The organism is Neobacillus drentensis (genome assembly GCF_036965425.1).
Taxonomy (GTDB): Bacteria; Bacillota; Bacilli; order Bacillales; family Cytobacillaceae; genus Neobacillus; species Neobacillus drentensis_F.
Genome location: NZ_JBALPP010000139.1, coordinates 36,788 through 57,267, shown reverse-complemented (window position 1 = coordinate 57,267; position 20,480 = coordinate 36,788). Strand labels below are relative to the sequence as shown.

Genomic DNA, 20,480 nt, shown 5'->3' with positions numbered 1-20,480 from the left:
GTTATGTTACATTGTTACATAGAAAGGGGTTTTAATCATGAGCGAGGAGTTAATTTCCAAAAAGGAATTATTAGAGCTGGCGGGAATATCTTATGGTCAGCTATATAGATGGAAGCGTAAAGATCTTATACCAGAGGAATGGTTTGTAAGGAAATCGACGTTTACGGGCCAGGAAACCTTCTTTCCGAAGGAAAAAATCCTAGAAAGAATCAATAAAATTCAAACAATGAAGGAAAATCTATCGTTGGATGAACTAGCCGACATGTTTTCTCCGAGCCTGAGCGATTTGCAGCTAGATAAGGACGAATTAATGAAACGTAACATTGTTTCAAATGCGGTAATGAATTTTTACCTAGAAAATGACCAAAGCGGACCAAATTTTAATTTTTCCAGAATGCTTGAAGTTTATGTTTTAGAAAAGCTGCTGCAGTCTGGGGAAATCAATTTGGATGAAGGGAAAATGCTGCTGCAGGTGCTAAAGGATAATGCCGCGCTGATTAAGCAAAAAAGCTGTGAACTCATGATAACCCGCAAGCTCGGCGTATCATCGTGTCTCTTACTGATTAATGCAGAAGAGGTCCATTTTGAGCGGGGAACTAAGATTGTCGTCCAGGTTTCCTTGATGACCTGTATGGAAGAAATTAAGTCGAAATTATTATAAAGGAGAATTCTTATGGAATTGAAAAACAGGGGAGATTTGGTCATTAATGGCCTAGGTTCTTCAAATGGGGGACAGTTTAACCTAGTTACATTGAATGGCAGAGGGACAATCAACGATGATGTGGAATGTCATGAATTTGAATGTAATGGCTTAGGGACGGTCAGTGGGAATGTTACAGCAGATACAGCCAGAGTAAACGGGAATGCCAAGTTTAAAGGAACCTTCGAGAGCGAAAAGTTGACAGTTGATGGGACGGCAAAATTTGAGCAGAACCTGAATGTAAAAAATTTAAGGATTTCTGGGAAAGCTTCTGTGGGCGGGAGCGTAAAATGTGAGGAGATTAAACTTCGCGGCATGTTATCTGTTGGGGAAGACTGCGAGGCTGAGTATTTTAAAGGCGAATACCGCTTCGCGATCGGAGGGCTTCTAAATGCGGATCAGGTAGATATAAAGATTTATGGGGAATGCAAAGCAAAAGAGATTGGCGGGCAAACCATAACTGTAAGGCAGCATAAAGGGTCGTTCATCAGTGCTTTATTTAAGCCAATTTTCAAAGCACAATTAGAAACGGAGTTAATCGAAGGGGATAAAATTGACTTGGAAAATACGATTGCCAAGGTGGTGCGGGGCAATCAGGTCAGAATTGGACCGAACTGTCAGATTGGTGTTGTTGAGTACACAGACGAATTTTCACAGGATAAAAATGCTGTCGTGAATGATATCAGAAAGGCATAAGGGGGGAAGGGAAATGAAAAAAGATGCAAACTTGATTATCAATGGTTCAGGAAGTTACCCTGGCGGCCGTTACGATAAAATCAGGATCAGGGGCGAAGGAACAATTGTAAATGATGTAGAATGTTCCTCTTTTCATGTATATGGAACTAGTGAAGCGGTCGAAAATGTTAAAACAGGTTCAGTAAAAATTTTGGGGGAAGCAGAGGTTAAAGGGAATATCGAGGCAGAGGAAACGCTGATCATGGGAACGATGTCCGTCGGCAGCCGGGCACAGTTGAAAAAAATAAAGATCCTTGGGCTGCTCGAAGTGGGAGAGAGACTTTTCGGCGATCAAGCATCGATTAAAGGAAGCATCGTGGTAAATGGCGATGTGGAATATGAAACCTTTGATTCGAGCGGCGGTTTTGAAATTAAGGGATTATTAACCGCAGATACGATTAAGGTGGGTTTGCGCTTCGGCCAAAGCACTGCAGAGGAAATTGGCGGGGGAAAAATAACCGTCAAAAAGAAAAAGAGCTCCCTTCTTCCCTTCGGAAAAGAGGTTGGAACTCTTAAAGCGAAAGTCATCGAAGGGGATGATATTTTTCTCGAAAATACAACGGCAGATATTGTTCGGGGCAACCAGGTAAAAATTGGCCAGGGCTGCCAAGTAGGCTTGGTGGAGTATCGAGAGCATCTAAGCCAGGATTCACAAGCAACGATCAAAACAAAGACAAAGATATAAAGGAGAAATCGGATGGTAGCAAAAGAGAGTAAATTAGGTTTGGTTGTCGCGGGGCTATTACTGGGGATATTGATGGCCTCGATGGATAACACGATTGTCGTCACGGCGATGGGAACGATTGTCGGTGATCTTGGCGGGCTGGAAAGCTTCGTCTGGGTGGTCTCCGCTTATATGGTCGCGGAAATGGCCGGGATGCCGATTTTTGGCAAATTATCGGATATGTATGGCCGCAAAAGGTTCTTTATTTTTGGGTTAATATTGTTTATGGCCGGCTCGGCCCTGTGCGGAACAGCCGAAACGATCACGCAATTAAGTATTTACCGCGCGATTCAAGGGGTTGGCGGCGGTGCGCTTGTCCCGATTGCGTTTACAATTATGTTCGATTTATTTCCACCCGAAAAACGCGGGAAAATGGGTGGTTTGTTCGGGGCAGTTTTCGGGCTTTCAAGTATCTTCGGGCCGCTGTTGGGTGCGTATATTACCGACCATATCAGCTGGCATTGGATTTTCTATATTAATCTTCCACTAGGGATTTTATCATTGATTTTTATCATCATCTCTTACAAGGAATCGCCGATTCACCAGAAGCAGTCGATTGACTGGTGGGGAGCTGTGACGTTAATTGGCGCAGTAGTTTGTTTAATGTTTGCCCTTGAATTAGGGGGACAAAAGTATGCTTGGGATTCTTCGACGATTATTAGTTTATTTACGGGCTTCGGGGTTTTATTTTTGATCTTTTTATTTGTCGAAACAAAAGCGAAGGATCCGATTATTTCGTTTGCGATGTTTAAAAACCAGTTGTTCGCTGGAAGTACACTAGTTGGCTTGTTTTATGGGGCTGCTTTTATGGCGGGAACCGTTTATATCCCGATTTTTGTGCAGGGAGTATATGGAGGAAGCGCTACGAATTCGGGGCTTATTTTATTGCCGATGATGCTGGGTTCCGTTGTGACGGCACAGCTTGGCGGCTTTTTAACGACAAAGATGAGCTATCGGAACATAATGTTTATTTCCGGTGTCATCTTGATAGGCGGTTTTATCCTGCTCAGCACCATTACACCAGAAACAAGCAGGGCGATCTTAACCCTGTATATGATTGTCATAGGTTTAGGGGTAGGATTCTCTTTTTCCGTTTTAAGCATGGCCGCGATTCATCCATTCGGGATGGAGCAAAGGGGCTCCGCCACCTCCACCAGCAACTTTATCCGCTCCCTAGGAATGACTATTGGGATTACGATTTTTGGAACGATACAAAGGAGCGACTTTAAAGAGGGATTGGAAAAGGCGTTTTCCGGAATGGGGCCAATGCCTAAGAGCGGAGCATTTGGCGATTCACGAGCGTTATTATCGGAAGAGGCAAGAAAGAACATTCCTCCGCAGATTCTTGATAAAATTACCGATGCCCTTTCCAGCTCCATAGTTCATACCTTTACATGGGCACTTGTCCCGGCAGGCATCGCCTTTCTCTTCATCTTTATCTTAGGCAAAGAACGAATGGTGTTCCATAAGCAGCAAGGGATTTCCAAATAAAAAGGTGTCAGGCACCATTGTGAATTTTTCACATGGTGCCTGACACCTTTTTTTATTTATCTACTTTGTTTTTATATTTAAAGTGGATAGTGATCATTTTTAGGCCGGAGCCGAAGTCAAAGGTGGCTAAGACAACGAGCAGGTAACTGAAAAAGCCCCAGCCATTTGATTGCACATCATCAATAGCGAAGTAAGTAAATAAACTGCCGAGTAGAAAGTAAATCAATCCGGAAATCAAGGGTGAACGTCTCATAGAAAGCCTCCGATAAAGTTTTGAACCGCCTCGGCCTCCCGCATCAGTCTTTCGATATCCTCCCGATAAACAGACTGAACGAGGACAACTAAGGTATTCATCGTGACATGCGCAAAGATCGGCACGATGATGCGTTTTGTTTTGACATAAAGAAAAGCAAAGGTGAAGCCCATAGCCGAATAAAGTAAGATATGCTGAAACTCCATATGGGCTGCGGCAAAAATGACCGAGCTAATAATCGCTGAGATAAAGAAATTAAATCGTTTATGAAGGGCACCAAAAATGATTTTTCGAAAAACAATTTCTTCTAGAATCGGCCCCACAATGCTTGTGACAAAAATTGCTAATGGAAAGGTTTCGATAATATTAACAATCTCTTTCGTGTTCTCTGAGCCTGGGTTAATGCCAATCAGGTGCTCAATAATAGCCGCCACGTACTGGGCAAATAGAGCTAAGAAAAAGCCGGCCACTGCCCACATCGCCGAGTACCAAAAGGAACTTCCCTTGCGGTCGAAGCTTTGTCCTTTCATTTCGTTCCGTAACATAAAAAGAATAATGATGAGAGCAACTGTAAAACTAGTCAACAGCCAAACGGGCACAGCTAACTCCAGTTTGCCCCCAAAATGCTTAAAACCGAACATAAATAACGGAACGCCAGCTAAACTGGAAAACTGCATAACGATATAAACAATTAAAATTATCCAATATTCCCTTTTCAAATAAGTATTCTCCTTCTGATCTATTTTTTAATATGGCTGTGTTTGACTTGGCTGTTGATATTACGCTCCAGGTGCTTCGCTTTCCGCGGGGAGGTCCCTGCCTCCTCGGCGCTTTGGCGCCTGCGGGGTCTCCAGTGACCTCTATATCCCGCAGGAGTCTCGCGCCTTCCGCTCCAACAGGTTTAAAAAATCATCAGTTACCTATAACACAGCCTTTAATTTAAATTGAAATAAATTCATATGGATTCCATCCTACATTTTACCGTTAAAAAGGGCCCCGTTCAATTTTGAACAATTTAACCAAATTCTTTGTATAGAAATTGCTGTATTTCACATACTGATTAAGGTTGAAAAAAAGATTTGCCCTGCTGTAAAAATTTTATGCTTCAGACTTGCAAAAGATTTACAGATTCATTATTATAATAATTGTGTTAGCACTCATTCGTAGAGAGTGCTAATAATGTCAGAATTACATATATTTTTGAGGAGGTTGTTTGATTTGTTAAGACCATTAGGTGATCGCATTGTCATTGAGCTTGTTGAATCAGAAGAAAAAACTGCAAGCGGTATCGTATTACCGGATTCAGCGAAAGAAAAGCCTCAGGAAGGAAAAGTTGTTGCCGTTGGTACAGGCCGTGTGCTTGAAAATGGCGAACGTGTTGCCCTTGAAGTAGCTGTAGGCGACCGCATTATCTTCTCAAAATACGCTGGTACTGAAGTAAAATTCGAAGGCGTTGAATATTTAATTTTACGTGAAAACGATATCCTTGCTGTTTTAGCTTAGTAAGGTTGATTTTTAAAAAATAAACACCTGAAATAATAAGAGGAGGTTTTTTGAACGATGGCTAAAGAAATTATGTTTAGTGAAGACGCTCGACGCGCTATGCTTCGCGGTGTAGATACACTTGCAAATGCAGTAAAAGTAACTCTTGGACCTAAAGGACGCAACGTGGTTCTTGAGAAAAAATTCGGTTCACCATTAATTACAAATGACGGTGTAACGATCGCAAAAGAAATCGAATTAGAAGATGCATTCGAAAACATGGGTGCTAAGCTTGTTGCTGAAGTAGCAAGCAAAACAAACGATGTTGCCGGTGACGGTACAACAACTGCAACTGTTCTTGCTCAAGCGATGATCCGCGAAGGCTTAAAGAACGTAACAGCTGGTGCAAACCCAATGGGTATCCGCAAAGGGATTGAAAAGGCAGTAATTACAGCTGTTGAAGAATTAAAAGCTATCTCAAAACCAATCGAAGGTAAATCTTCTATCGCACAAGTAGCGGCTATTTCTGCTGCTGACGAAGAAGTAGGCCAATTAATCGCTGAAGCAATGGAGCGCGTTGGCAACGACGGCGTTATCACAATTGAAGAGTCTAAAGGCTTCACAACTGAACTAGACGTTGTTGAAGGCATGCAATTCGACCGTGGTTACGTTTCAGCTTACATGGTAACAAATACTGAAAAAATGGAAGCTGTATTAGAAAACCCATATATCTTAATTACTGACAAGAAGATTTCAAGCATTCAAGAAATCCTTCCAGTTCTTGAGCAAGTGGTTCAACAAGGTAAGCCATTATTACTTGTTGCTGAAGATATCGAAGGTGAAGCATTATCTACATTAGTAGTGAACAAGCTTCGCGGAACATTCAATGCAGTTGCTGTTAAAGCTCCTGGCTTTGGTGACCGCCGTAAAGCAATGCTTGAAGATATCGCTGCCTTAACTGGCGGAGAAGTCATCACTGAAGAGCTTGGTCGTGAATTAAAAACTGCTACAATCCAATCTTTAGGACGCGCTTCTAAAGTGGTTGTAACAAAAGAAAGCACAACAATCGTTGAAGGTGCAGGAGATTCTGCAGCGATCGAAGCTCGTGTAAACCAAATCCGTGTTCAATTAGAAGAAACTACTTCTGAATTTGACCGTGAAAAATTACAAGAGCGCCTAGCTAAACTAGCTGGCGGTGTAGCAGTAATCAAAGTTGGTGCTGCAACTGAAACTGAATTAAAAGAGCGCAAGCTTCGCATCGAAGACGCTTTGAACTCTACTCGTGCTGCAGTTGAAGAAGGTATCGTATCCGGTGGTGGTGTTGCCCTTCTAAACGTATACAGCAAAGTAGCTGGAATCCAAGCTGAAGGCGACGTAGCAACAGGTATCAACATCGTATTACGTGCGATGGAAGAGCCAGTTCGCACAATTGCTCACAACGCTGGCCTTGAAGGCTCAGTTATCGTTGACCGCTTAAAGCGCGAAGCAGTTGGAACAGGCTTCAACGCTGCTAATGGCGAATGGGTAAACATGATCGAAGCTGGTATCGTGGATCCAACTAAAGTAACTCGTTCTGCGCTTCAAAATGCTGCATCTGTTGCAGCTATGTTCTTAACAACTGAAGCAGTTGTTGCTGACAAGCCAGAACCAGCTGGTGCTGCTGGAATGCCTGACATGGGCGCAATGGGCGGCATGGGCGGCATGATGTAATTAGGGCCTTAAAACCCAGTTATATCAAGTGATGAACTCGTAAGGTATAAAACTTGTCCGCGAGTTTGTCCGCATAAATCGAAAAAAGAAAAACCAACTATTGGAGAAGGTCTTTCATCAGTTTGCTAAACTGTTGGGAGGCCTTTTCTTCCATGTTTTTGGTCATATGTGCGTAAATGTTCATAGTCGTATTAATGTCACTGTGTCCTAACCGCTGTTGAATTTCTTTTATACCTACACCCGCTTCGATTAATAAAGAGGTATGGGTATGGCGGAATGAATGCGGTGTAATGTTCCTTTTGATTCCGGCTTTATTCAGCAATCTTTTAAGCCTTGTTTCCATTACTTTTCTTAATTGTGGATGGCCATCCTCACGAGCAAAAATAAAGCCGTTATCTTTATATACTATATTATTTTTTAACTTTATCTCATTTTGTTTAATTCGATGCCTTTTCAACATGCTTATTAACATATCATCGATTCGAATGGTACGGACCGATCCATGGGTTTTTGGCGTGAGCAGCTGGTATTTCTCATAATTGTTATTTGGATTATACAATGTTTTTGTAATACGTATAGACCCTTGTTTCTCGCTAAAATCAGCCCATTTTAAAGCTAGAAGTTCGCCTATTCTTAGCCCTGTATATGCTAGTACTGTAAAGACCAGGTGATCCATTTCAAGACCATCCTTTTGGGATAATTTAAGAAAATGAGCTAGTTCTTCTTTTTCTAAAAAGATAATTTCCTCTTCTTCTTTTTCTAACTCCTCAACCGTTTTTTGTTTCTTAGGTAATTGGAAGCCCTCAGTAGGATTTGTTTTAATTAACCCCTGATCAACTGCTTTTCGAAATATCATTCTTCCACAAGCATTAATACCATCTACATAATTATGGCTATATTGTTCGTTAAGTTCTAAAATTCGTTCCTCAAACATTTTCCTTGAAATTCGACTAATGGGATATGGCCCCCATACCTTAATAAAATGTTTAATTTCTTTTTCTCTGGCTCTTACACTGCTAACCTTTACTCCACTGCGGCTATAGGTTTTTAGCCAGTCGTGGGCGAAGTTTTCAAATGGAATATTTGATTCTTTAATAAGAGTTCCATTTTGTTTTTCTAATTCAATAATACGCGCTGCGGCTTGTGCTTCCTTTTTAGTCTTAAAACCGCCCTTTGTAATTTGGGGGCGGCGTTTTTTTGTCAGTGGATCTATACCCATATCCACAACAAAAGTCCATGTTTTCCCTCGTTGTCGGAATTGTGCCATTTGGATTGCCTCCTTTATTCATCCTCAAGTAGTATCTCAATTATTTTCATTAGTTTGCTTTTTTGCTTAGATGTAAGGGCCAAATGTTTATACCGGACATCTTTCGTTCCTTCTAGTACAACGTGAAGATCAGTAAAATCTATTGGTGGAAAATTATCATCAAATTGTTCTAATAAGTTTTTTGTCTTCTCCTGATTTAATTCTTCATTGGTTACCGGTCCAAAGATTCCTTGATTATTTGCATAACTTCGTAAATCTTCCACACCAAAAACAAATCCTATACTATTCAATGCATAGTCATCTGCAGGCAAGGATACACCAGCTTCAATAAAATTAAGATCTGTTTCACTAACGCCACTACCGATGCTTAATTCTCTAGTTTTATATTTCTTTTTTAATCTTAAATCAAGAATAAGGTTGCCTAAGTCATTGTTACCTAGAAGGTATCCAACTGGGACATCTAAATACTCGGCAAGCACAGAAATAGTATCAATTCGAGGAATAACCTTATTATTTTCCCATTTCGATACCATTCCATTATTTAACTTCATATTATACTTTTCATTAACTTCAGCTATGAGAGTATCTATGGTTAGCTTTTTAAATTTGCGGGCAGTTCGTAATCTATTTCCTTCAAAACTCATAAAATTTTCCTCCTTATAATATTACATCTTACCCCCCGACCTTCATTAAAAGCAACTTTGTTATGAAATAATGGTATAAATATATTTACAATGAAGGATTATATAACTATAATGTTTATTAACCTTCATAAATGAAGGAAAAATACAGTCATCTAAAGGAGTGCAAAAATGTTTGAAATAAAAATGGATGAAAGTCAGTTGAAAGCTCTATACCTGGAAGAGGTTCAAAGGCATCTTGAAAAAATTGAACTCGATACCATGATTATGGACAGCAAACAACTTTGCAAAACATTAAATCTCTCATGGCCTACCATAGAAAAGTTATTTCTCCATGATCCTAACTTTCCCAGTATTCGTATAGGGAAAAAGTGGGCCTTTAATCGGAGAGAAGTTCAAGAATTTATTGATCTATGGTTCGATGAGGTTCGACAACGTGGTGGAATGGTGAATAATTAATAAATCTTAAATCACTGAGGTGAGTCTATGTCAATGATCGACCAAATAAAAAATACTATTTCAATAACGGATGCACTTGAAAAATATGCAGGGGTAAATTTTTTTAAGGCTAAGACAAGCCGTCGAAGCTTCAATATTCGTTGCCCTTATCATAACGATCGAAGTCCCAGTTTTACGGTATATACGGATACAAATAGTTTCTTTTGTTGGGGTGGCTGCAATGATGGAAAAGCGGGCAATGTGATCGATATTGTGAAATTATCACTTAATTTGGACTATTACAAAGCAGTTGAAACAATAATAAGTGATTATGGACTAACAGAGCCTGATAGTGCTCAGGCAAAAGAATGGCAGCGAAAAAAAGTTAACACTCAACTCGTGGCAGCACTTCAAAAAAAGTTTAATAAAAAGTTAATCCAAAGCATTGATAAATTAAAGTGGGTCGAAAAGCTGTTAAATGATGCTATTTCCACTATTAAAACACCAGAAGATTTGGACCAAGTTGGAGACTTGTATCACATTATTAGACAGGTGGAGCATTGGTTGGTTTGTTTAATTGATGATGATCCCCATATCCAGTTTCAAACATTGGAAGAGGTTAATTGCTTTATCAAAGAAATAAACGGAAAGGTGTTTTAACTTTGGCAAGTAAAACTGCGGATATTTTTTTAAAAACATATCCGATCGAAAAGGTAAATGAAGTTCTCAATGAAGATTTAAATATTTCAAATTTGGGAGAAGAAAACCAAGTAAAACATGACCAAGTTGAAAACTTATTTATCGATGAAGAAGATTTTGTTAATGAAAGCGGTGCATTTACTCCAAAACTGAGGTTATATCCCACTGAAGAAGGTCCCGCTGCACCTGCGTTTTATGGATTAGCTGGTGAGGTAGTGCGTACCATTGACCCTCATACCGAGGCAGATCCGATGGCAACATTAATAACCTTTTTAACTGCGTATGGAAATATTATCGGCGATTCTGCACACTTTACAGCAGCAGCAAGGAGGCACCCTGCACGTATATTTGCGGTCGTTGTTGGGGCTACTGGTAAAGGGAGAAAGGGAACTTCCCTAAGTCCTGTTAGATTAATTTTTAATTCGATAGAACCAGAGTGGGAACAAGACCATATGCTTTCAGGTATGTCTAGTGGTGAAGGGTTAATTTATGCCGTAAGAGATGAAGAAATAAAAAATGGTGAAATCGTTGATGAAGGAATAGAGGATAAAAGAGTTCTAGTTGTTGAAGAGGAGTTTGGGAAGGTATTGAGAATTGCCAATAGGGTTGGAAATACCCTTTCTGCAATTGTTAGAGAGTTTTGGGATACTGGCAGCCCGAGAACATTAACCAAAAACCCATTAAAAGCTACAAATGCACATTTATCCATTTTAGGTCAGATTACACAGGATGAATTAAAAAAGGAAATTTCTAATGTAGATTTAGTTAATGGTTTTGCGAATCGCTTCTTATGGTTAATGGTTGAACGGTCAAAACTGCTTCCAAGTGGAGGAGCTTTTCACGAAATAGATATTTCGCCGCTAGTAAATAAGATAAAATCTGCTGTTAAGTTTGGGTCTACCGCAGGGGAATTAAAAAGAGATAAAGAAGCAGAGCAATTATGGGAAAAAGTCTATGGACCATTGTCAACTGGGACAGGCGGTGTAATTGGAGCAGTCACAAGCCGCGCGGAGGCTCAAACAATGCGTCTCGCTTGCGTATATGCCTTATTGGATGAATCTTACGAGATAAAAGTTATCCATTTAATGGCTGCGCTGGATTTGTGGAAATATTGTTTTGGTTCAGCTCGCTTCATTTTCGGCAATCAAGGGATTCTAAAAAACAGTAGAGCTATTAAACTCCTAGACGAGTTAAAATTTCGAAAAGACAGCGGCAAAGACGGCATGACTAGAACTGAAGTCAGGGAGTTTTTTCATAAAAACCTTAGTAAAAATGAAATAGATCTTATTGTAGAAGACTTATTATCTAACGGCTTTATTAGAGTTGATTCTATACGAAAGGAAGGAGTGAAGAAAAACATTACCAAAATATCACTAACAGATTAGTCTTAACGACATTAACGTTGTTAACGCGTTTAATAATAAACCCTTGATAATAGTGTATCCAATACCTTTAATTTGAACGTCTTTTTTGACGCGATTAATAACGCTTTTTATTTGAAATAGAGTCTGGAAATTATTAATGACGTAATAAAAAACTTATTAAAAACGTTCATCACAAATAGGTTTATAGCACGATAATTCAAGAGTTAATGATTAATGGAGTTAATAGCGTTAATGACGTATTTATATACTGGAGAAGGAGAAAGTCATATGAAAGATGGAACTATCAAATATAAATTTACTGAAACAGAAATTAAAAAATTACTGTCGTCTATAGTGATATTGGTTGATTCGAGGGAGCAAGAAAACAAGCATATTATTGATTATTTTAAGTCTAAGAGAATCCCATATGAAGAGAAAAAGTTGGATTATGGGGATTATGCAGCCTACTTGCCTAAAAATGAGGAGCTTGGGATTCATAGGGATTTATACTTTCCGGCAGCCATTGAAAGGAAAAACAGTGTGGACGAGCTGGCGGCCACGATTAAAGACAGGACTCGGTTTGAGAATGAGTTGATTCGGGCGCAGCGGTTCCCTTTTCTGATCCTGGTTGAAGATCCTAATGGCTATCAAAATATCATTACTGGCAAATACAGAAGCGAATACCAAGCCCGCGCTTTACTAGGTTCATTAAAAGCATTTGAGGCACGTTACGGATTTCAAACAGTTTTTGTTGCCCCCCCCACCGCTGGAAACTATATTTACCATCATTTTTATTACATGGTTAGGAATGAGCTAATATAAGTTTTCTGATGCAGAACATGATTTATTAAGTGAATCGCATTGTTGTGAAAAAGACGTAATTGTTTAAAAACTAATTTAGGAGTGAGTGTAAAATGTATATACATCAACCAGAGGAAACTTCGAAAATTGTTATTGTGGAGAATTATAATAACTGTGATATTTTAACTTTAAGATTCAGGGAAGGTAAAACATTGATTGAATCGCGGTTATTTGAATCATGGGAAATACTCTGGGATTATGTAAAAGAAACAGTGAAGATTGCTAATTTAACTGTTGAAGACATTTATTTTATTGATGAAGACACATTATTCAATAGCCTTTTTAAGAAGAAAAAATAACAACATAGAGAAGAATCTCTGTTGTCTCTTACTCAGCCAAACTAACGCTGTAACTATACAAAATATATCTAAAAGAAGGTTGGAGAGTTTTTATGACTAAAAAAATTGAGGATATTAGGAAAATTCTTATTGTAGATGATTTGGATAATTATTACGTTTACGGTATAGATAAAAATAAACTTCCTATTTATATAGAAACATTGGGAGTATTAGAAGGTCTTTTCAATTATTTGAAAAGAATTGTAAAGGATACTAGATTATCTCTAGATGACATTTTTGTTATAGATATCTTAGATTACATTGATTCAGAAGAAGAGGGGGGAGCTAGTTTTGGGAACTGGTTGAGTAGGCAGGTTGACGAAAAAATTGATGTTTCATAGTTGTTGTGTTTGGTTGCTGAAATAATAACAAGGGCAGGTGTTATAGATGGATGAATTAAACGTCAAGCAAAAGAGATTTGCCGATTATTATATAGAAACTGGAAATGCCACAGCGAGCTATTTGAGAGCAGGATACGATGCTGAAGGGAATGCCGCTGAAGTAAATGCCAGCCGCCTGCTCAGGAATGCTAAGGTCCAAGAATACATTAAGGAGCGGAATGCGCAATTGGATGTGGAATTTATTGCCGATATCACTGAAACAAAGCGGTTTTGGACGGAAATTATGCGGGATGAAAATGCGGAGATGAAGGATCGGCTGAAGGCATCAGAATTCATTGCGAAAACGAATGGTGCATTTGTCGATAAAAAGGAATTGCAGGGTGCTTTAAACAATAAGATTGAATTTAGCTTTGTTGATCCCACTGCTGCGGATGCATAATTTTTTGTTAATACTGCATTAATTAATGAGAGAATTACAGTCATAATGATTGTATTTCTCTCTATTTTTTTAGCAATAATTATTGTAGCTAAAGTCCTTTGCCATGATACATTTTCAGTTGAAAAAAATAGAAGTATTATCAATGGCACAAAAAGCAGATATTGATGATAGATAAATTGTCATTATTTAAGGTAAAGCAGGATAAATGTAAATATATGTTTAAGATCTTTCCTTACCATAAGCTATGTATGATAAAATTAATCAGTAACATCCTTTAATAATTTCCCCAACTAATTCTGATTTCTATTGAATCTAAAAAGGCAAGGTAACGTATTCATTTGGGGCTACGAAATAATACTCGTGGCAATCATTTGGGGTATGCTGCTTTGCCATTTGTTTTGCCATCTATACCCTAATTTGTTATTGATAACTCAGGAAACCGGAGGAAAATGCAAAAACAGCTGAAAGTGTGGCAAAGTGTCATGCTAAAGAACTAATATTAGCCCAAATTCTTACAGGAATTTAGAGCATCATGGTGAATTATTTATTTGATAATATTTTTTCTTGCTGGTATATAAACATTCCTTTTCCTAACCATTACCATACTAAGTAGTTTTTATTCTGAAAGGACCGAAGTGAATTATGGCAAAAAAGACTTTAGTGAAGGAACAATCGCTTGATAGCATTTTATGGAATTGCCGGAACGCCCTCCGAGGAACTGTGGGCGGTAATGAAAAAAATCGTGACGCCGTTATGGGATTGGTATTTCTCAAATTTGCTGGCGATAAGTTTGAAAAAAGGCGTAAGGCAATATTGGCACAGTTTGGTGATGTGCCTGCTTTCCTTGATAAACCATCTTTTTACCTCTCTGAAAATGTATTCTATTTGAGTGAAAAGTCTCGCTGGTCATACATTGTAATGAATGCGAGCTCGGATGATATCGCCGTTATTCTGGACAAGGCAATGGCAGATATTGAAGATAAGAATTCATCATTAAAAGGTGCGCTACCACAAAACTTTTATGCTACTCTTGGCGCTAGAAGTTCATCTATTAAAGGACTGATTGACGAAATCAATAAGATAGATGAGCAGAAGTTTCATGACAAAGACCTTATTGGCAGGGTGTACGAATACTTCCTACAAGTGTTTGCCATGGACGGTGGTTCTGGATCTGAAAAAGGTGAATATTACACTCCAGCAAGCATCGTAAACCTTATTGCAGAACTTATAGAGCCTTTCAGTGGACGGGTCTATGATCCTTGCTGCGGAAGCGGCGGCATGTTTGTGCAGTCGGTTAAGTTTGTGGAACGGCACAATGGCAATCGACAGAAAATTTCCGTGATCGGGCAGGAGTCCAATCTCGACACATGGCGGCTAGCAAAAATGAATCTTTCAATCCGAGGTATTTCCTATGACCTCGGGGACAGGGCAACTTCAACTTTTAGTGACGATCGTCATAAGGATGACAAAGTGGACTTCATCATGGCGAATCCGCCATTTAATCTGAAAAATTGGCGAGGAAAGGACGAGTTGACCGACGATTACCGTTGGAGAGGTTATGATGTACCACCCGCTTCTAACGCTAACTATGCATGGATTCTTCATATGATCTCCAAGCTCGATGTTACAAATGGAATAGCGGCCTTCCTACTCGCAAACGGTGCTTTAAACGCAGGAGGCGAAGAATACAAGATTCGCAAACAGCTTATCGAAAATGACAAAGTGGAGGCAATAATTGTTCTTCCTCGTGAAATGTTCTATTCGACGGATATTTCGGTTACGCTTTGGATTGTCAATAACAACAAAAAGGCTCGGATGCTGAACGGACGCGAGTTACGCGACCGACAGAAGGAGGTATTGTTTATTGACCTACGTCAGTGGAATGAGAATGTTTATGAGAAAAAGTATGTGATGTTCAACGATGACCAAATCGCCGCCATCAAGAAGATTTACACCGACTGGCAGAATACAGACAGGTCTGCTTTTACTAATATGCCGGAACTCTGCAAATCGGCGACGCAGGAGGAAATCCGTGCACGGAACTACTCCCTTGCGCCAAGCAAGTATATAGATTTTATCGACCATGATTTAGAGATTGACTATGCCGTTGAAATGGCTCGTATCCAGGCCGAGATGCGTGAGATTCTGAGGGAAGAGAAAGCATCACATGCCATTCTGGAAAATGCATTTAAGGGGATTGGCTATGGTATTGAGTAAATTAGGTACATTTTTGGAATTGTTAGACCTGAAAAATTCTGATGGCGAATATGGTACAAGTTCTGTTGTTGGAATTTCTACCAATAAGCAATTTATCCCTACAAAAGCGGATTTGAGTGGCGTAAGACTAAATTCATACAAACTGGTGCCACCCAATTGTTTTTCTTATGTTTCGGATACTTCGCGGCGTGGAGACAAAATTTCAATTGCTTACAATACCTCGAAAGATATGTTTTTGGTATCGACAATATCGCTTGTGTTTCGGGTAATCAGGCCTGAAGAATTGCTCCCTGATTACTTATTTTTATATTTCAATCGTCCAGAGTTTGACAGATATACGAGGTTTAACTCATGGGGTTCAGCGCGAGAGTATTTTTTGTGGGAGGACATGTGTGACATTGAAATCGACTTACCGCCATTACCAATTCAAAAAAAATACGTGGACCTCTACAACGCCATGGTACAAAATCAAAAGGTATTTGAGAGCGGGTTAGAGGATCTTAAATTGACTTGTGACGCTTATATTGATGAATTACGACGGAATTTGCCGCCTAAAGCTATTGGCGAGTACATTGAGCAATTAGATGAGCGTAACAAATCATTGTGCATAGACGCACAAGGTGTACGGGGTATTTCAACAGGTAAAGAGTTTATTCCTACAAAGGCAGATTTAAAGGGAGTCAGTTTAGGGAGTTATAAAGTTGTAAGGGTAGGCAGTTTCGCATATGTATCCGATACATCGCGTCGTGGAGATAAAATATCGCTAGCGTTTAACCACTCTGACGATCATTATTTGGTCTCATCTATTTCGACAGTTTTTAGAGTAGTGAAGACAGATGAATTGTTACCAGAATATCTGATGATGCATTTTAGTCGTTCAGAGTTTAACCGATACGTTCGATTCAATTCATGGGGAAGCGCACGTGAAACATTCGTATGGGATGATATGTGCGAGGTAAAAATCCCAGTACCTGACATTGAGGTTCAGCGATCAATCGTTAATATTTATAACGCCTATATCAAGCGCAGGGACATCAATGAGAAGTTAAAAGCAAAAATAAAGGATATCTGCCCAATATTGATAAAAGGCTCACTGGAAGAAGCTAAACTATCCTTAAAAGCGGGGGCAGGACATGGAATTAAACTTTATAAAGGGTCAATTTAATGAGGAACAATTAGAAAGAGCCATAATTAAGTTATTTGTTGCTGAGGACTACACCCATGTACTTGGCGAAAACATACATCGCAAATTTGAAGACATATTGCTTGAGGATGATCTGCGTGCGTATCTTGCCAAAAGGTATAAAGATGAAAATCTATCAAAAAGTGAAATACAAAAGATTATCAACCGACTAAAACTCATTCCATCCGACCCACTTTATAATGGCAATCGTGAGGCTTTTTGGCTTGTAAACGAGGGTTTTGATCTCCCGCGCGATGACGCGGGCAAAGTTGCTCTGCATGTGGGTTATATCGATTTTGATATTTTGGAAAACAATATCTATAAAGTCGTTACCCAGTATTCCGTTCAAGGAACACGTCTTCGTCGTCCCGATATGCTACTGTTTATCAATGGTATACCCGTCGCAATATTTGAGTTTAAATCAGCAGTTAAGGAAGATACAACAATATTTGATGCCTGGGAACAGATTCATATCCGCTACTGCCGTGACATCCCAAAGTTGATGAAATACTGCTTCCTATCCGTCATTACGGACGGGGCGAACACAAAGCTTGCAAGTATCTTCACGCCTTACGAGTATTATTATGCATGGAATAAGGCAAATGATGAGGAAAAGGTTTCTAATGGTATTAGTGCGCTCTTTACTATGATTAAGGGTGTTTTTGCCCAAGATAGAGTCACAAGTATTCTACGGGATTTTGTATATTATCCGGATGAGAGCCAACATGAACTAGCTATTGTGACACGGTATCCACAGTTCTTTGCCGCAAATAAGATGCTTGAAAATATTAAAGCACATTTACGTCCGCAGGGAGATGGCAAGGGAGGTACTTATTTTGGAGCTACAGGCTGTGGAAAAACCTATACTATGATGTTCTTGTCCCGTTTACTTGCACTTCGGGAACGTGAAACATTTAATAACCCCACAATAGTTATAATAGTGGATCGGGAGGATTTAGACTCCCAAACTTCCGAGCTGTTCGTAGTTTCCAAACGCTACCTACACGACAAGAATGTGAGAAGCATTGAAACTCGAAAAGATTTGCAGGAGGCACTTGGTGGTACAACCAGCGGCGGCGTTTACATTACAACCATTCAGAAATTCTGTGAATCAACGGGGCTTCTCTCTAACAGATATAATATTATTTGTATCTCGGACGAAGCACACAGAACACAAACGAATACTGGTTCAAAACTGAAAGTAAACGACAAAGGAGTTACGACTAATTTTGGATTTGCAAAATACCTCCGAGATTCTTTCCCAAACGCAACTTTCTGTGGTTTTACTGGAACGCCGATTGACGAGACTATAGCGGTTTTCGGTGAAGTGGTGGACAGTTATACCATGAAAGAGTCCAGTGATGACGGTATCACCGTCCGTATTGCTTATGAGCCTCGTTTGGCACGTGTTATTCTATCTGAAGAGCAAGCTAAAGAAATACAACAGTATTATGATAAATGTACAGAAGAAGGCGCAAATCCGGAGCAAGTCGAAGAGAGCAAGCGTGCAATGAGTGAGATGAAACGTTTACTCGGTCACCCTGACCGGCTGAAGAAGCTGGCGGCGGACATTGTGATGCATTATGAAGCACTATGTACTGAAAAGCCCGCTATAGTTCAAAAAGCAATGATTGTTTGTGCAGATAGAAAGCTGGCATTCAAGCTTTATAAAGAAATTATCGCGCTTCGCCCGGAGTGGAATACTCCAATAAAGGCAGAAAACCAGGCTAACCTTCCAGAGGAAAAGTTGGATGAGTTGATTCCTCTTGAAAAAATTAAGCTTGTTGCAACGCAAGGGGATAATGACGAAAAAGAGCTCTTTGATTTGTGCGGTAATAAAGAATATCGTGCCAAACTGGACAAGCAGTTTAAAAACATCGATTCAAACTTTAAGATTGCTATTGTTGTCGATATGTGGATTACAGGCTTCGACGTGCCGTCACTTTCGGTTATGTATATTGATAAGCCAATTCAGAAACACACTTTAATTCAGACAATATCCCGTGTCAATCGCGTTTTTGAAAGCAAGGTCAAAGGTTTGGTCGTCGATTATATCGGCATTAAGGAAGATATGCTGGAAGCAATAAAAGTTTATGGCGGTCCACAGGAAAGTCCGATTGACCAACTACCGATTTCACTTTCCATTTTTCGCAATCATTTAGACTTAGTCGATGCTCTTATGCATGGCTTCAATGCGGAAAAGTTCTATACAGGTGAACCTTTGGAACGGCTAGTTTGTTTAAATGCGGCTGTGGAATATGTGCAGATGAGCAAAGAAATCGAAATACGATTCATGGATTTAACACGCAAACTAAAGGCGGCCTACGAGATTTGCTTTCCGTCAGGAGAACTTACCTATGAAGAAGTCATAAAAGCGCAATTATATCTCGCCATTCGCTCAATTATCTATAAGCAAACCAAAGGCAACACACCGGACGCAGAAATCATGAATAGTGTGGTCGAACAAATGGTGCAAGACGCAATCACCTGTACTGGAATCGAAAACATTGTCAATGCAGACAAGCCAGAAGATGTATTTGGAGATGATTTCCAAAAACAATTAGATGCTATAGATCTACCAATATCAAAGTTTAATGCTTTGCTCAAGCTGTTAAGAAAGGCGATTTCAGGCTATGGTAAAACGAATAAGGTAAAGGCTATTGTATTTGATGAACGCCTTAAAAAGGTTGTTGAAACATACAACAATCGAGATAAGCTTGTTTTTACCAGCGAAGTTGTAGCAGACTTTATTAATGATCTATCCGATGAATTAATTAGAATACTAACCGATTTACAAGATGATAAAGTATCATTTGAGAAACTCGGAATATCATATGAGGAAAAGGCATTTTACGATATTCTAGTTAAGGTTCGCGATGAACATCAGTTTAAATACGAGGATGAAAAATGCATTGTACTTGCTAGAAAAATAAAAGAGCTGGTTGACGAAAAAGCTCAATATGCCGACTGGTCGACACGTGACGACATTAAGAACCAACTGAACATGAATTTGACTGTTCTACTATACGAAAACGGATATCCTCCAGAGTGGGATGAGGAAGTTTTCGAGAAGGTGCTGGAGCAGGCGGAGAATTTTAAGAAATATGCTTAGTAAAGATGCCAGGAGGGTAACCCACTTCATGCAGCCGTAAAGGCTGCTTTTTTTATTGGGAATACATTTCGGTATCATAACTTAAAAGTATTGATCCCAAAAAATAGAATAAATAAAATAGAGGTTTTAGCAGGTGTCATATTTTATATTCATAAGTGAGGTGCAAAAAAATGAAATACGGTTCCTCTCGCGTGTCGTTTTTTTATACTTACTTCAATAATTAATCCAATATAGTATTTTTTTATGTCATGTGTACAAGCCATATTTCTCTTTTTGAATAGTTTATAGTGTAAAAAACAAGTCAATATTGTCCAATTGTGGATAATACTTAAAAGGAGTGAACAATTATTGAGTAGAAGATGCAATGACTCTTCTGGATTATCTTATGAATCATCATCAGGTTTTTGCTGGTCTGGTCCAGCATTTAATGACCGTAGTTTGTCTCAAAATTTCAACGATTGCGAACAAGTAATGCAGCCACCAAC

At 39.3% G+C, this 20,480-nt stretch carries 20 protein-coding genes; 16 read left to right on the top strand and 4 right to left on the bottom strand.

Features of this window, described 5'->3' with window-relative positions:
• Nucleotides 1-37: 37 nt before the first annotated feature.
• From V7161_RS26980 to V7161_RS26965, 4 genes are read left to right on the top strand one after another with little or no spacing between them, the layout of a single operon-like run.
• Complete coding sequence (locus tag V7161_RS26980) at nt 38-661, top strand: YhbD family protein (RefSeq protein ID WP_335715884.1); 624 nt, start codon at nt 38-40, stop codon at nt 659-661.
• A 12-nt stretch (nt 662-673) separates the two neighbouring features.
• Entirely contained in the window at nt 674-1,396 is a 723-nt protein-coding gene (locus V7161_RS26975; RefSeq protein WP_335715883.1) for a polymer-forming cytoskeletal protein, read from the top strand.
• A gap of 13 nt (nt 1,397-1,409) precedes the next feature.
• On the top strand, nt 1,410-2,120 hold the full coding sequence (locus tag V7161_RS26970) for a cytoplasmic protein (protein WP_335715882.1): 711 nt from the start codon (nt 1,410-1,412) through the stop codon (nt 2,118-2,120).
• A gap of 12 nt (nt 2,121-2,132) precedes the next feature.
• Nucleotides 2,133-3,650, top strand: a complete 1,518-nt coding sequence (locus V7161_RS26965; RefSeq protein WP_335715881.1) for an MDR family MFS transporter — start codon at nt 2,133-2,135, stop codon at nt 3,648-3,650.
• A 52-nt stretch (nt 3,651-3,702) separates the two neighbouring features.
• Here V7161_RS26965 and V7161_RS26960 read toward each other — a convergent pair whose 3' ends face one another.
• Together V7161_RS26960 and V7161_RS26955 are read right to left on the bottom strand one after the other, a co-directional pair.
• A complete protein-coding gene (locus V7161_RS26960; protein WP_223596511.1) occupies nt 3,703-3,903 on the bottom strand; it encodes a YdiK family protein in 201 nt (66 codons plus the stop codon).
• The gene (locus V7161_RS26955) at nt 3,900-4,622 is read right to left on the bottom strand and encodes a CPBP family intramembrane glutamic endopeptidase (protein ID WP_335715880.1); all 723 of its coding nucleotides are present in this window, start codon (nt 4,620-4,622) and stop codon (nt 3,900-3,902) included. The genes V7161_RS26960 and V7161_RS26955 overlap by 4 nt, the downstream gene beginning before the upstream one ends.
• Before the next feature lie 499 nt (nt 4,623-5,121).
• Here V7161_RS26955 and groES point away from each other — a divergent pair, with 499 nt between their 5' ends.
• Nucleotides 5,122-5,406 carry a co-chaperone GroES gene (gene groES, locus V7161_RS26950; RefSeq protein WP_223596509.1) on the top strand — a complete coding sequence of 95 codons (285 nt, stop codon included), beginning with the start codon at nt 5,122-5,124 and terminating at the stop codon, nt 5,404-5,406.
• A gap of 57 nt (nt 5,407-5,463) precedes the next feature.
• Nucleotides 5,464-7,095 carry a chaperonin GroEL gene (groL, locus tag V7161_RS26945; RefSeq protein ID WP_335715879.1) on the top strand — a complete coding sequence of 544 codons (1,632 nt, stop codon included), beginning with the start codon at nt 5,464-5,466 and terminating at the stop codon, nt 7,093-7,095.
• Between the two features lie 97 nt (nt 7,096-7,192).
• Here the strand turns inward: groL and V7161_RS26940 are convergent, their stop codons facing one another.
• Entirely contained in the window at nt 7,193-8,362 is a 1,170-nt protein-coding gene (locus tag V7161_RS26940; RefSeq protein ID WP_335715878.1) for a site-specific integrase, read from the bottom strand.
• Between the two features lie 14 nt (nt 8,363-8,376).
• Nucleotides 8,377-9,006, bottom strand: a complete 630-nt coding sequence (locus V7161_RS26935; RefSeq protein WP_335715877.1) for a helix-turn-helix domain-containing protein — start codon at nt 9,004-9,006, stop codon at nt 8,377-8,379.
• Between the two features lie 168 nt (nt 9,007-9,174).
• Here V7161_RS26935 and V7161_RS26930 point away from each other — a divergent pair, with 168 nt between their 5' ends.
• The 10 genes from V7161_RS26930 (at nt 9,175) to V7161_RS26885 (ending at nt 19,995) form a co-directional block, all read left to right on the top strand.
• A complete protein-coding gene (locus V7161_RS26930; RefSeq protein ID WP_335715876.1) occupies nt 9,175-9,462 on the top strand; it encodes a DNA-binding protein in 288 nt (95 codons plus the stop codon).
• Nucleotides 9,463-9,495: 33 nt separating this feature from the next.
• Nucleotides 9,496-10,101: a CHC2 zinc finger domain-containing protein gene (locus V7161_RS26925; protein WP_335715875.1), complete on the top strand. Its 606-nt coding sequence runs from the start codon at nt 9,496-9,498 to the stop codon at nt 10,099-10,101.
• Between the two features lie 2 nt (nt 10,102-10,103).
• A complete protein-coding gene (locus V7161_RS26920) occupies nt 10,104-11,525 on the top strand; it encodes a DUF3987 domain-containing protein (RefSeq protein WP_335715874.1) in 1,422 nt (473 codons plus the stop codon).
• A 267-nt stretch (nt 11,526-11,792) separates the two neighbouring features.
• Complete coding sequence (locus V7161_RS26915) at nt 11,793-12,326, top strand: ERCC4 domain-containing protein (protein ID WP_335715873.1); 534 nt, start codon at nt 11,793-11,795, stop codon at nt 12,324-12,326.
• A 92-nt stretch (nt 12,327-12,418) separates the two neighbouring features.
• The gene (locus tag V7161_RS26910) at nt 12,419-12,664 is read left to right on the top strand and encodes a hypothetical protein (protein WP_335715872.1); all 246 of its coding nucleotides are present in this window, start codon (nt 12,419-12,421) and stop codon (nt 12,662-12,664) included.
• Between the two features lie 92 nt (nt 12,665-12,756).
• Nucleotides 12,757-13,044, top strand: a complete 288-nt coding sequence (locus V7161_RS26905) for a hypothetical protein (RefSeq protein ID WP_335715871.1) — start codon at nt 12,757-12,759, stop codon at nt 13,042-13,044.
• Nucleotides 13,045-13,090: 46 nt separating this feature from the next.
• Entirely contained in the window at nt 13,091-13,483 is a 393-nt protein-coding gene (locus tag V7161_RS26900; RefSeq protein WP_335715870.1) for a terminase small subunit, read from the top strand.
• Nucleotides 13,484-14,125: 642 nt separating this feature from the next.
• A complete protein-coding gene (locus V7161_RS26895) occupies nt 14,126-15,700 on the top strand; it encodes a type I restriction-modification system subunit M (protein ID WP_335715869.1) in 1,575 nt (524 codons plus the stop codon).
• Complete coding sequence (locus V7161_RS26890; protein ID WP_335715868.1) at nt 15,687-16,865, top strand: restriction endonuclease subunit S; 1,179 nt, start codon at nt 15,687-15,689, stop codon at nt 16,863-16,865. Before V7161_RS26895 ends, V7161_RS26890 begins: the two co-directional genes overlap by 14 nt.
• On the top strand, nt 16,834-19,995 hold the full coding sequence (locus V7161_RS26885) for a type I restriction endonuclease subunit R (RefSeq protein ID WP_335715867.1): 3,162 nt from the start codon (nt 16,834-16,836) through the stop codon (nt 19,993-19,995). Before V7161_RS26890 ends, V7161_RS26885 begins: the two co-directional genes overlap by 32 nt.
• Nucleotides 19,996-20,480 lie beyond the last annotated feature (485 nt).